The following is a 13237-nucleotide window of genomic DNA, read 5'->3' as shown; positions in this document are numbered from 1 at the left end:
ATTTTCCGACCCGGAGTTCCACTCATGCGCCGACTGCTGCTCGCCGGTCTGATCGCACTCGCCGTACTGCCTGTGGCAGCAGAAACCCCTTCGACCACATCGAAGCTTGATCTGGAAACCATCATGGCCAATCCGGACTGGATGGGGCAGGCGGTGGAGAATCCGTATTGGAGCGTGGACGGCCACAGCCTTTACTACCGCCTCAAGCGTGATGGCAGCGCGGTACATGATCTGTATCGTGTCGATCCCGCGAGCGGCAAGAACACCAGGCTCGACGCCGCTGCCACGGCCCAGGCCGAAGGCCCGGCCGTGTACGACCGCGCGCATCGCCGCGCGGCTTACGTCTTCCACGGCGACGTGTTTCTGGTCGACCTGGGCAGCGGGCGCCGCACGCAAGTGACGCGCAGCGCGCTGCCGGAATCCTCGCCGCGCTTTTCCGCCGATGGCCGTGCCTTGCAATTTCGCGAAAGCAACAACTGGTACGTCTACGACATCGCCAGCGGCATCACCGCGCCGGCCGCGGTATTGAAATTCACCGACGATCCCAATGACAAGAAGCCCGATGCACTCGAGCAGCAGCAGCTCGAACTGTTCAAGGACCTGCGCGAAAACAAACAGGACAAAGACGCCCTGCACGCGAACGAGCAGGCATTGGCCGCTGCCGATCCCACGCGCGCGCCGCAGCCGTTTTATCTCGGCGACAAGGCACAGCTGGTGGACACCGAGCTGTCGCCCGATGGCCGCTGGATGCTGGTGCTGACCCAGCCAGCCCACCACGATGACGGCAAGGCGCCGGACGTGATCCACTACGTGACCTATTCCGGCTACACCGAAACCGAGGCAGCACGCCAATACGTCGGCCGCAACGATCCCGCGCCGCAATCGGTGCTGCTGCTCGATCTCAGCGCACACAAATCCTATCCGCTGGCCACCGACAACCTGCCCGGCATCAAGGACGATCCGCTCAAAGCCATTCGCGCAAAAACCGTCGCCGCCCTGGAAAAAGCCGGCAAGGACGATGACGCCAAGGCGCTGAAGGCGCCGGATGTGCGACCGGTGATCATGTACACCATGGACAGCGGTGCGGCCGGCATCGTGTGGAGCGACGACGGCCGCCAGGCCGCGCTGGAATTCCTCGCCATCGACAACAAGGATCGTTGGATCGCCAGCGTCGACTTCGCGCACCACACACTGGTGCCGCAACATCGCCTGCACAACGATGCATGGATCAACTGGGGCTTCAACGACTTCGGCTGGCTCAAGGACAACCGCACGCTGTGGTACCTCAGTGAAGAGAGCGGCTATTCGCAGCTTTACGCAAAACCGGTGGACGGCACGGCGAAGGCGCTGACCTCCGGCAAGTTCGAAGTGAGCGAGCCGCAGCTTTCCAACGACGGCAAGTGGTTCTACCTGCGCACCAATAAAGTGGCGCCGTATAGCTACGACGTTTACCGCGTGCCCTCGAACGGTGGCGAACTCAGCCGAGTCACGCAATACGGCGGCATGGACCAGTTCACCCTGTCGCCGGACGATAGGCAGCTCGCCGTGCTGCATTCGTCGGCCTACGTGCTGCCGCAGCTCGCCGTGCAAAACGTCGAAGGCGGCACCCCGCGCGACCTTACCCACACCATGAAGCCCGCGTTCACCGCCTACCGCTGGATCGAACCGAAGATCGTGGAAGTGCCATCCACGCACGGCGCCGGCGTGATCTATGCGAAGTACTACGGCCCGGCGAACGAGGCCGATGCATCCGCTTCGCGCCCCGCCGTGCTGTTCGTGCACGGCGCCGGTTACCTGCAGGATGTCAAAGAGGCCGCCACCTATTACCAGCACGAGCAATTGTTCAACAACCTGCTGGTGCAGGAAGGCTACGTGGTGCTGGACATGGATTACCGCGCTTCCGAAGGCTATGGCAGCGCATGGCGCACGGCGATCTATCGCCAGATGGGCCATCCGGAACTGGAAGACCTGCTCGACGGCAAGGCGTGGCTGGTAAAAAACCACGGCGTCGATCCCAAGCGCGTGGGCATCTACGGTGGCAGCTATGGCGGGTTCATGACCGAGATGGCGCTATTGCGTGCACCGGGCGAATTCGCCGCAGGCGCAGCGCAACGCCCGCCGTCGGACTGGGTGACGTACAACGACCCGTACACCGCCGACATCCTCAACACGCCACAGCTCGATCCGGAGGCGTACAGGATCAGCTCGCCGATCACCTATGCAGAAAATCTGCGCGATCCGCTGCTGATCAATCACGGCCTGATCGACAACAACGTGATGGCCAGCGATTCGATTCGGCTGTATCAGCGCTTCATCGAATTGCACAAGAAGAATTTCTGGATCTCGCTGTATCCGCTGGAGCGGCATGAATTCGAGCATGCGGATGCATGGTATGACGAGTATCGGCGGATCAATGAGTTGTTCGAGAGGTGGGTGAAGCCGGGGGCTGCAAACTAGCCGCTACCCGGGTTCCGGCGCTCGCGGGACTCCCTGCTCGTCGCGATACTGGATGGTTCGTTGTCGCGGCGAAACCCGGGACCCTGCGACGCGAGGCGCGCCAAAATCGCCAGGCCCCGGCTTTCGCCGGGGGTAATCCGCTGCATGTGCGGCGTCATGCGCTTGGCGCTGATCACTTCCAGTCGGCCAATGGCGACCTGGTGCCGCAGCATGCGGCGTTCGTGTCGGGTCACGCGGCTTACTCTTGATCCTGGCGGCCCGTCGCGATGTCGGCCGCGGCGCGTTCGAGAATCGCCGCTACGCGTTGCGCTTCAGCCTTGTTCCAATCCGCGCCGCGCATCAGCACGGCATGCTTGAGCTGGTGCATGGCCTTGCGCACCGACATCGGCAGCGACAGCTTGGCGATCAGGCGTGCGCTGTGCCGGGTGCGTTCGGTCATCGCGTCCACCGCGCCGCGATTGGCCTGCAGGTAGGCGCGGCCTTCGTCGGTAATGGCGTACAGCTTGCGCCCGCCCTGTTCGCTTTCCACCGCGGCGTAGCCGAGCTCTTCCAGCATGGTCAGGGTGGGATAGATCGCGCCCGGGCTTGGCGAATAGGCGCCATGGAACATTTCTTCGATGGTGCGGATCAGCTCGTAGCCGTGGCGCGGTTGCTGCTCGATCAAGGCCAGCAGCAGGAGTTTCAGGTCCCCATGGCCGAGCAGGCGTCCCCCGCCGCGCCGGCCCCCGCCTTGCAGGTCGCCCCATTCGCCGAACGCATCGGCGTGATGCCCGAACGGGCCGTGCCGGCCGCGGCGGCCGTGGAAACCGTAAGCCTCTTCGCCGTCGCCATAGGCTTCGCGGCCTCCCCGGTAGCAATCATCGTGATGCCGGTGCATGAAGCGGTGGAACAGGAAATGCCGGTGCATGGCGTAACTCCGATATATCTAAATCGTGGCGAAAACGATATATCGAATTTGTATCGAAGTGCAAGCCCGGGCAATTGTCCCCGCCGCCGCCGGGCACTTTGTCGATTCTCCCCGTCCCTGTTCGTCACTCACAAGTAGGGCCCTAATCCGGAGAAGCGACCATGACTCAAAACCCCACTCTCGTCCCCGTCGCCGAGCTGGTAAAGCGCAACAACGCCAGCCAGCCCAACGAAAGCGCGGAGTACCGCCGTGCCCGCAATGAACTGCTGCGCGAGGAAATCGAATTGCGCCGCCAGATCGAGCGTGTTGCCCAATTGCGCCGCGCGCTGCCACCCGGTGGCGAGGTGATCGGTGACTACCGTTTTGCAGGCGAAAACGGACCCACCGATTTCGCCGGCCTGTTCGGCGACAAGCAGACCCTGGTCGTCTACAGCTACATGTTCGGTCCACAGCGCGAACGGCCGTGCCCGATGTGCACCTCGCTGCTGAGTGCCTGGGAAGGCGAAGCGCGCGACATGGAGCAACGTATTGCGTTGGCGGTCGTCGCACGTTCGCCGGTCGACCGGCTGGTGGCGTTCAAGCACGAACGCGGCTGGCGGAACCTCAAACTGTTTTCCGACCAAAACGGCAACTTCACCCGCGACTACCACGGCGTGGCCGACGACGGCAGCGACATGCCGGCGTTCAACGTGTTTACGCGGCGCGATGGCACCGTGCGTTTGTTCTGGGCCGCCGAAATGGGTTTTGAAACCTCCGATCCTGGACAGGACCCGCGCGGCGCGCCCGATCCCATGCCGATCTGGACGGTGCTCGACATGACACCCGAAGGGCGCGGCACCGATTGGTATCCAAAGCTGGATTACATGGCGTAATCCCTATGGCCGTCATTCCCGCTTTCGCGGGAATGACGGCCATGAGGTTATGTGGTGCTCTTCGCGCGAATGCCACGCAAGGCCAACCCGGCCGCCAGCACCAGCATGATCAACGCGATCCACGCGGATTGATGCAAGCCATGCACCACCATGTCGTTGCTGTTGCCGGCCAGCGCTCCGAACAGCGCCACGCCGATCGCGCCTGCTGCTTGGCGCGCTGCGTTGAGCACACCCGACGCAGTACCCGATGCGTGCTTTTCCACCGCGGAAAGCACCGTCGTGGTCATCGCCGGCACGCCCAGGCCCATGCCGCTTGGCAGCAACGCGAACGCCGGCAGCATCAGCAGATAAGGGCTGCCTGCATCCAGCAGCAAAAGCAGGCCAAAACCGGCCGCATCGATCAGCGCGCCAAGCACCATCGGCAGGCGCGCGCCGGTGCGCCCGACCAGCCAGCCGCTGAAGATATTCACGCCGAAGAACGTGGCCGTCAGCGGCAGGTACGCCAGGCCGGTGCGCAACGCGCTATAGCCGTGCACGCGCTGCAAATACAAGCTGAGCAGAAACACGATGCCGTAATAGGTGAGGTTGACGATCACGCCGTACGCCACCGCCACGCTGAAACCCGGCGCCTTGAAGAAACGCAACGGCAACATCGGCGCAGCACTGCGCGATTCGGCCCACACGAACAACGGTGCCGTGATCAACGCGACGCCCGCGCAAGCAAGCACCAGCGGGTGCGTCCAGCCAAGTGGTTTGGCTTCGATCACCATCATCGTCAAGCCGGTCAGCGCGAGGATCGCCAACACCTGTCCGCGCAGATCGAAGCGACCATCGTGCGCCTTGCGTTCGGTTTCCGGTACGCGCCAGGTCAGCCATGCACCCACCACGCAAATGGGCACGTTGACGAAAAAGATGCTGCGCCAGCTGGTTACGCTCATCAGCAGGCCACCAATGATCGGGCCGGCCGCAATGGCGATCGCACCCGAAGCGGTCCACCAGCCGACGGCACGGGCGCGCAGCGCGTGCTCATGCGCCGTGGCATGGCTGAGCAAGGCCAGCGAGCAGGGCAGCATGGCCGCCGCGCCGATGCCTTGCAGCGTGCGCCCGCCGATCAGCATCGCCGCGTCGCTTGAGCAACCGCAAAACACCGAGGCAAGCGCAAACAGCAGCATGCCGCCGAGGTATACGCGCCGTGCACCCAGGCGATCGCCGAGATAGCCCATGCTCAGCAGCAGTACCGCAAACGCGAGCGCGTAAGCATCCACCACCCATTGCAGTCCGGCCACGCCCGAATGCAAATCGCCCGCAAGACGGGGCAACGCCACATTGACGATGGTGACGTCCAACTGCACCAAGGCAAAGCCGAAGCTGGCTGCGGTGGTGACGCGCGCGATGCCGTGGTGGGAGGAGCGCTGCTGATCCATGCGGATAAAAAGGAGGTGGGGCGACGATGAGTCGACCTTATGGCATGGCAAGTATGGATGTTTCGTGGAAGAGCGAAATATCCATTTTATGCTTCATATCCCCGCATTCACGAATCCATTCCACACGCTAGACAGATTGTCTGCATTCACCGTACCCAACCTACTAGCGAAACGCCACCCGGGCTGTGCGTTAAAGACAGGCGGTGCAAGAACCAAAGCCAATAAACTTCGAACAGCCGTCAAACACTCAATCGATGCCACGCCAGCGCGCGACCAGGCCGACCGATGCGATCAGCGCATCCGACAGCAACCGCATATCCGCCGGCATGTGTCGACGCCGTACATCCAGCAGCAAGGCGGCGCGCATCCGGTCGCTGTGATTCCACACCTCGTGGGGGTAAGTGTCGTCCCACAGCAAATGCTCGCCGTTGCCGATGCGGTGTTCCTGATCGTCGAGCGACAGCACGGCTGCGGGCCGGCCTTGCGCATCCACCGGCACGGACAGCCCGAGCTGATAACGCAACACGCCGCGAAAGGGACCGCGGTGCCGCGGAATATGTTTGCGTGGTGCCAGGAATGACAGCGTGGCCGACAGCACGTCCGGCGTGTTGGCGATCAGTTGCGCCAAGGTGGGGCAGGCTGCCAGGTGGTTGTCGATGTCCGTGCCGTACACCTTCAAGATGTAGACCCGCCAATCCTTGCCGTCGTGGGCGGAAATCGGCGTCTGCGCCGGCATTACTTCGTGAAAGCGCGGGATGGTTTGCATGCGCGCGGCTACCGCAAGCGCTTCGTCGCGAATCGCTTGCCATGCCTTCGCGAAGCGGACGGCATCGGGAAAATAGATGCCGGCGTCGAGCACCGGCGGCGTATCGATGCGCGCATCGTACAGGCGGCGTACCGCGTTGGCTGACAGGTCGTACAACAAGCTCATATGTTGTGGTGTCTTGTCGCGTGGACGCCATGGAGCGCCACGCATGCTCCCGTTTCCCGTAGCGGCACAACGTGAAGGCGGTCGGGCCGGGACAATGGTCGACGCCCGCGGTGATTGACCTCTATGGCGTCCTGCGCACGCAAAAGTTTGCGCCCACAGCTCATTGGCGTCATCGAGCAGTGCTATCGTCGGCCGTCGCTTCGAGCTAAGGCATGGCCATGGATGCAACGAATCGCATTTCCGCAAGTTTTCGCGCGGGAGCCGCCCGCCCGCCGTTGACACGCGCGCTGGTGGAAGCGGTGACCGCCTTGCTGGCGTCCATCGCGACCTTGCTCTGCGTGTCGGCCATCAGCCCTGAATCCGGCTCCGGCGTACTCGCCGTGGTGCTGTGCCTGTCGCTCTCGCGCAGCCAATTGGATCGGGATCGCCGTGGCCGCATCGAGGCGTTCTTCGTGCTGCCCGCGGTAGGCCTGGCCGCGGCAGGTATCGGCCTGCTGCTGCTACGTTTTCCCATCGCGGGTGCGCTGGTTTTCACGGCAGGCATGTTCTTGTCGATCTGGTTGCGGCGGTTCGGTCCCATGGCGCGCCGCGTCGGTTCACTGATCGCGCTGCCGTTCGTCACGCTGCTGACGGTGCCTTACATGCCGCCGCGGCATCATGGATTTGTTCCGCCGGTTTTGATGCCGATCCTGATCGCGCTGCTGGCCTTGTTCTGGGTCAACATGGTGCATGTGCTCGCCCAAGCGCTGCGCTTGCTGAAGCCGGTCACGCTGCAGGCTGCTGGGCATCCTGCGCCACCGGCGGAAAGCTCGCTGCGCCCCATCGCGTCCACGCGCATGGCGATCCAGATGGCGTTGGCGCTCGCCGTGGCGTTCGCCATCGGCTACGTGGTGTTTCCACGGCATTGGGCGTGGGTGGTACTGACCGCCTTTATCGTCAACAGCGGCAATCGCGGCCGCTTGGATGTCGCGCACAAAAGCGTGCAGCGCGTGCTCGGCGCGGCGGCGGGAACCATCGTTGCCGGGTTGGTCAGCACGCATTTGGACATCGACCGCCACACCATGGTCATGCTGATGCTCGCGGCGGTCTTTCTCGGCATGTGGCTGCGGCCGGTCAGCTACGGCTGGTGGGCATTGTTCGTCACCGTGGTGCTGGCGCTATTGCAGGATTTCGTCGGCGTTCCCGCATCGCACATGCTGTGGTCACGCCTGGAAGAAATTGCCGTGGGCGCTGTCATCGGCGTGGCGGCGGCATGGTTCGTCCTGCCAGTGCGTTCGACCAGCGTGTTGCGCAGGCGCATCGCCGATGCACTGGCTGCCCTCGCGGCGGCCATGGATCGGCAACAACCCACGCGTACACCGGATGCGTTTTTCACCGCGTTGCACGCCGTCGAACACATGGCGCCCGCGTTCCGCGCCACTCGCCACGTCGCGCGTTACGTTCGAAAGGACCGGCCAGCCGAATGGATCGACGTGTTGCTCACCTGCCGCGAACCGGCAGGCTCGCTGATCGAACAAGGCAAGGTGCCGGCGAACGTGTATCAGGCGCTGGGCCACGCACGTCGATCCATGCGCGAGCCGGAAGCCATTCTGCCGGCATTGCAGCAATTGCAGGCAAGCCTGCGACAGGCATGTGCTGAATGACGCCGGCGTGGCGGTATGCATGGACGTTGGCACGCCGGCGTTCGTGCGCCGATCCCCCCGGCCGGCGTGATCATCGGGGGGAATGATGTGCGGCACGCGTCAGGCGTTTGAAATCATCACGCGATTGCGCCCCGCACGCTTGGCTTCATACAACGCCGCGTCGGCGCGCCGGCGTGCGGGCATCATGTCCGGCTCGCTGGGATCGGCGATGGCGGCGCCGATGGATACGGTCAGCGCGTATGACTGGCCGGCGATATGGAACGACGTGCGCTCGACGGCGCTGCGAATTCGCTCGGCCAGCGCCAGCAGGCCGGCTTCTTTCACGGATGGCGACAGCACCAGAAATTCTTCGCCGCCCACGCGGCCGACCAGATCGCCCACGCGCAGCATGCGGCGGATGTTGTAGACCAATTCAAGCAGCACCCGATCGCCATCGTCGTGGCCGAAGCGGTCGTTGATGCTCTTGAAATGGTCGGCGTCGATCAACAGCACGCCGATCGGTTCCTTTCGCGTGCGCGCATGCGCGAGCAGGTCTTCCGAGGCTTCCAGCAGCCCAAGGCGATTGGTCACGCCGGTGAGCGGATCGATGCGGGCCAGATCATGCAATTCACGCTGCAGGATTTCGTTGTACAGCAGCAGAAACCCCACGCTGGCCATCAGCGGCTGCATGCCGAACAGAAACACGTACACCACGTTCACCGCAGTGGGCGTGCCGATGCTTTGCGGGGCCGACGACAGCAGCCACAGTGACACGTTACGCCATACCAACAAGGCAATGGCGAGCACGTACGCCCAAAGTAACAGGTACTGCGCGCGTGCATCGTGTTTCGGGCGGCCATTCCACAGCGCAGAAATATTGAGCATCGCCATGGCCAGCAAAAAAGCCGAACCCCACAGCACACGCAACCGATAATCCGGGTGGACGGCGGCGAGGTAAGTGGCGCCCAGCCAGGCGACCACGCCCAGCGCGATCGCCTCGCGCCAGCGCCGCTTGCGCTGCAGCACCATGCGTAACGCCACGATCGTCAATGCCTGCGCGCTCAAGTTGAACGTGTTGCCGACCAGCAGCACGGTCAGTGTCGATAGCTTGAAATCGAACGCCAGTATGAAATCGCCGCAGGCTTCGATCAGCAAGGACAGTGCGCGCAGGCGCAACCCTTGCACGGCATGGCTGCTGCCGATGCGCGTGCCGAACCACAGCATCAGCGCCAGCAGCAAGGCGTCGCCGCCGTTGACCAGCGATAGTGTCTCGACATTCAAATGCATCGCAGACTCCCGCCACCAAGCTTTGTCCCTGCACGTTCCGCGCAACCCATGGCAGCGCTGAAGCGCCCGGTGCTATCGCGCATTGCAACGCGTTATGGTCGACATGGCTGTGCTCCTCCTTTCCGCAGGCGCCCGGGGTCCGCATCGGCACGTACATGCTTGATTATTTGATTCGCCGATTGCTGCAATCAGGCAAGGACCATGCCATGGAAAAACGCGGCAAGCTGCCAGCCACGCCTGCGTGCGTGCGGGGGTGGCGTTTAGCTTTGTGAAAAAAGCGACTTAGATCGAGATTTGCCGGCCGATATCGACGGCCGGGTTGGCGGGGATGCGCAGGTAATCGTCGTCTCGCGCGCCGTACGCAACAGCAAGGCAAACACCACACCTACCTGGTGCGGTATGCCATGGCCGTCTTCACGCGCGACGATTTTTTCCATGCCGACGAAATAGGTCAGTTTGTCGGGGTGGCCAGGGCAGGCGTGCATGGCAATTGCACCGTCAAGCCGCCAGCGGCCATTTCCGGATTTCGCGCAATGTTGCGCTTCACGCCCAGCAAGGCCAGCAGCACCAGGATGCCGCCTTCGCCGTCGTTGTCGATGCGCGTGGCAAAGCCGGCGTACTTCACCGAAGTAATGATGATCAGTGTCCAGACCGGCAGCGACCTCGCGCCGAAAACGGTTGGCGGGTATTCCCGCCGGTCATGTCCACCATGGTCTTGAAGGTGTGCAACGGGCTGGTTCCGATATCCCGGACACCATGCCCGGCGCGCCGACCTCCAGCAGCGCGGACTTCTTTCGCGGATTCGTTGCGGTTTCCGCCAGGGGCTTGCGCCGCCCATCCCAAGATCGTCCCGGAACCCGGCCAAAATGACACAGGCTCAGCCGCTCGTGCCTGTTGCTTGCATGACGTGGCTGGCCTAAGGTCACGGACCTGTGTTCGACGATCTCTCGTTTCCACTACCCACGCCCCAGGAGAGAACCGCCATGCCCAAAGCCAACAAGGCCGACAAGCTCGCCAAAGCCAAGCAGCTGCGCAAGGCTCCGCTTAAAACCCCCAGCGCACTCGGTGAAGATGCCCGCCGCGACATTTCCGCCGAACTCAACACCCTGCTGGCCGACATCTTCGCGCTTTACCTGAAGACCAAGAACTTCCACTGGCACATGAGCGGCCCACATTTCCGCGACTATCACTTGTTGCTGGATGAGCAATCCGACGAAATCTATGCAACCACCGATCCCATCGCCGAGCGGGTGCGCAAGCTCGGTGGCACCACCTTGCGTTCCATCGGCGACATTGCCCGCCATCAACGCCTGGCCGACAACGATGCGGATTTCGTCAGCCCTGCCGACATGTTGGCGGAATTGCGCGAAGACAACGCACGCCTGGCCGAGTACATGCGCAAGACGCATGAGCTGTGCGACGAATACAACGACGTGGCTACCGCCAGCCTGCTGGAAAACTGGATCGACGAAGCGGAACGGCGCGTGTGGTTCCTGTTCGAGACAGGCCGCGCTGGTGAATAAATACGGCTAACGCAACCTCGCGAATGCTACGCCTCATCATGCCGGTTTTCGCCGGCATGATGAGTTCTGTAGCTATGTCCGGAGGATCAAGCAAAACGTTTCCCGGACAGCAGTGGGCTTGCGCCGGAATGACAGACATAAGACCTAGCGCGTAGCCAATTCGCTCACGCGATTGCGCAATCGCCCAAACGAGAACCACGGCATTTCCGCGTACGACGCGGCCACGATCCATCCCGCCGCCGTTATCACCGTCGAGATCAGCAACCCCGTCCACACAAAGCGCTGCGATGGCGTGGCCAGCACGGATGGAATCCATACCAGCACGGTGAAGCCGCCCATCATCCACGCTTCCAATGTCGCCGCCAGTCGCGGCACCATGTTCAAGGCGATCGCCAGGCCGGCGGCGATGTGCGCAATGCCGGTGAGGTACGCCCAGCCCAGGCGGTACGGAAGCCACGCCGGCACCATGCCTGCGGTTTCCTTGGCATACACCAGATGCTCCAGCCCGATCAGCGGCAGCGCCACCGCGAACGCGACGCGCGCGACATGCACCGCACGCATGCCAGTCAACCCCGCGACGTAAGGCGTATCGCCGGACGCTGCCGCAGATGCATACAGCACCCCGCACGCCGCGACCAAGGTAACGATCTCGGCGCAACCGCCCCATGTCACTTCATGCATCGGCGCCAGAATGACGCGTGGCATATGTAGCGCGAGCAACCACAACAAGGTGTAGGCCATCATCACGAAGGCGGCCGGCACCAGCGTGCGCCGCCATAGCAAACCTGCGCCGCCGACCGTCATGACGGCGCCCGCGAGCACAGCCAGAAACGCATGCCCAGGCAAATCCGGCGACACCGGTTGCCACACCGAGGCGAAATCTCGCGAGAACACGCCAAGCAGGCCCAGCGCCACGAACGCCAGGGCAAATACCACGCGACCCATATCGGCCATGCGCATGCAGGTTTTCCCGTTATCGTCAGTGCGTCCATTCAAGCGGGCGCCATGTACGGTTCAAGAGCCAATTGCACGGCAGGCCGGCAAGCCAATGGCGCCGCCGCCAGGATTTCGCCCCCCTTCGCGCCGCGCGGCGGCACGCCATGCGGTTAGCATGGCCGGCCAGATCATTCTTCAAGGAGCGCAAGCATGGATCGTCGGGATTGGCTCAAAGGCATGGCGGCGGGCGCGGCGGCGCTGGCCATGCGTCCCTCGTTGTTGTTGGCAGGCACGCAAGACACCAACGCCCAACTGGCTGCGCTCGAACGCCGACATGGCGGGCGCCTCGGCGTGGCGATACTCGATACCGGCAACGGACACCGTGGCGGCTATCGTGCCGACGAACGCTTCCTGCTCTGCAGCACGTTCAAGATGCTGCTGGCGGCGGTAGTGCTGCTGCGCGTCGATCGCGGTACGGAACGGCTGGATACACGCTTGGTGTTCGGCAAGGAGGACCTGCTTGAATACGCGCCCATCACCAGTCAGCACGCCGGCCCGCCAGGCATGACCATCGCGGAACTCTGCCACGCTGCCATCACGCTGAGCGACAACACTGCGGCCAATGTGTTGATGAAGCACCTGGGCGGTCCGCATGTCGTGACCGATCTTGCGCGCCAGCTTGGCGATACGCTTACCCGCCTGGATCGCATGGAGCCCGAACTCAACCGGAAGACTCCCGATGGCTTGAGCGATACCACCACGCCCAACGCCATGATGGCGAATACGCAAAAACTGCTGCTCGGCCATGTGCTTTCCGATACCTCGCGCAAACAGCTGAGCGACTGGATGCTCGGCACCACTACTGGCAAAAAGCTCATCCGCGCCGGCCTGCCGTCTGACTGGCGGATTGGCGAAAAGACTGGCGCCAACGGTTTTCAGAACAACGACGTCGCCATCTTGTGGCCACCGGGACGCAAGCCATTGCTGGTGGCTGCGTACTACGAAAATGAAGCGACGGATACGGCTGGGCGCAGCGCTGTATTGGCAGCCGTCGGCCGTGTCGTCGCAACGATAGCGTAGGTTGCCAGAAACACCTCCGCCTCACGGCCACCATTCCCACGGAAGCGGGAATCCATTTTCAGGGATGCATCAGAGCAAATGGATTCCGGCATCTGCGCACTACTGTCCGGAGAAATTTTTCGCCGTTCTTGCAGGAAAGCTAAAATCCAGCGACTTGAAAATCTGCAAAGGCACTGGATTCCAGCTTTCGCTGGAATG

General features: G+C 62.9%; 12 protein-coding genes. 5 read left to right on the top strand and 7 right to left on the bottom strand.

The features are described from left to right. Window positions 1–24 precede the first annotated feature (24 nt). On the top strand, window positions 25–2457 hold the full coding sequence (locus V7M64_RS13200) for a prolyl oligopeptidase family serine peptidase (protein ID WP_333679660.1): 2433 nt from the start codon (window positions 25–27) through the stop codon (window positions 2455–2457). On the opposite strand, the gene V7M64_RS13195 is transcribed toward V7M64_RS13200, so the two are convergent. Next, window positions 2454–2690, bottom strand: a complete 237-nt coding sequence (locus V7M64_RS13195) for a hypothetical protein (RefSeq protein WP_333679658.1) — start codon at window positions 2688–2690, stop codon at window positions 2454–2456. The genes V7M64_RS13200 and V7M64_RS13195 overlap by 4 nt on opposite strands. Before the next feature lie 5 nt (window positions 2691–2695). Beyond that, window positions 2696–3364 carry a PadR family transcriptional regulator gene (locus V7M64_RS13190; protein WP_333679657.1) on the bottom strand — a complete coding sequence of 223 codons (669 nt, stop codon included), beginning with the start codon at window positions 3362–3364 and terminating at the stop codon, window positions 2696–2698. A 161-nt stretch (window positions 3365–3525) separates the two neighbouring features. Here V7M64_RS13190 and V7M64_RS13185 point away from each other — a divergent pair, with 161 nt between their 5' ends. Beyond that, window positions 3526–4236, top strand: a complete 711-nt coding sequence (locus V7M64_RS13185; RefSeq protein ID WP_333679656.1) for a DUF899 family protein — start codon at window positions 3526–3528, stop codon at window positions 4234–4236. A 47-nt stretch (window positions 4237–4283) separates the two neighbouring features. On the opposite strand, the gene V7M64_RS13180 is transcribed toward V7M64_RS13185, so the two are convergent. Together V7M64_RS13180 and V7M64_RS13175 are read right to left on the bottom strand one after the other, a co-directional pair. Then, window positions 4284–5660 (bottom strand): MFS transporter, encoded by a 1377-nt coding sequence (locus V7M64_RS13180; protein WP_333679655.1) that lies wholly within the window; start codon window positions 5658–5660, stop codon window positions 4284–4286. A gap of 247 nt (window positions 5661–5907) precedes the next feature. Next, window positions 5908–6636 (bottom strand): aspartyl/asparaginyl beta-hydroxylase domain-containing protein, encoded by a 729-nt coding sequence (locus V7M64_RS13175; RefSeq protein ID WP_333679653.1) that lies wholly within the window; start codon window positions 6634–6636, stop codon window positions 5908–5910. 173 nt (window positions 6637–6809) lie between these two features. Between V7M64_RS13175 and V7M64_RS13170 the strand changes: the two genes are divergently transcribed. Next, window positions 6810–8234 carry an FUSC family protein gene (locus V7M64_RS13170; RefSeq protein WP_333679652.1) on the top strand — a complete coding sequence of 475 codons (1425 nt, stop codon included), beginning with the start codon at window positions 6810–6812 and terminating at the stop codon, window positions 8232–8234. A gap of 99 nt (window positions 8235–8333) precedes the next feature. On the opposite strand, the gene V7M64_RS13165 is transcribed toward V7M64_RS13170, so the two are convergent. Further along, complete coding sequence (locus V7M64_RS13165) at window positions 8334–9500, bottom strand: GGDEF domain-containing protein (protein ID WP_333679651.1); 1167 nt, start codon at window positions 9498–9500, stop codon at window positions 8334–8336. Window positions 9501–9951: 451 nt separating this feature from the next. After that, window positions 9952–10338, bottom strand: a complete 387-nt coding sequence (locus V7M64_RS13160) for a KUP/HAK/KT family potassium transporter (protein ID WP_333679650.1) — start codon at window positions 10336–10338, stop codon at window positions 9952–9954. Between the two features lie 145 nt (window positions 10339–10483). On the opposite strand from V7M64_RS13160, the gene V7M64_RS13155 reads away from it, so the two are divergent. Further along, window positions 10484–11023: a DNA starvation/stationary phase protection protein gene (locus V7M64_RS13155; protein WP_333679649.1), complete on the top strand. Its 540-nt coding sequence runs from the start codon at window positions 10484–10486 to the stop codon at window positions 11021–11023. Window positions 11024–11167: 144 nt separating this feature from the next. On the opposite strand, the gene V7M64_RS13150 is transcribed toward V7M64_RS13155, so the two are convergent. Then, window positions 11168–11983, bottom strand: a complete 816-nt coding sequence (locus V7M64_RS13150; RefSeq protein WP_333679648.1) for a hypothetical protein — start codon at window positions 11981–11983, stop codon at window positions 11168–11170. A 186-nt stretch (window positions 11984–12169) separates the two neighbouring features. Between V7M64_RS13150 and bla the strand changes: the two genes are divergently transcribed. Continuing rightward, on the top strand, window positions 12170–13039 hold the full coding sequence (gene bla / locus V7M64_RS13145) for a class A beta-lactamase (RefSeq protein ID WP_333679647.1): 870 nt from the start codon (window positions 12170–12172) through the stop codon (window positions 13037–13039). Window positions 13040–13237: the final 198 nt, after the last annotated feature.

The sequence above is a fragment of the Dyella sp. genome (genome assembly GCF_036746095.1).
In the GTDB taxonomy this organism is placed as follows: domain Bacteria; phylum Pseudomonadota; class Gammaproteobacteria; order Xanthomonadales; family Rhodanobacteraceae; genus Dyella_B.
This window is presented reverse-complemented; position numbering and strand designations above follow the sequence as displayed.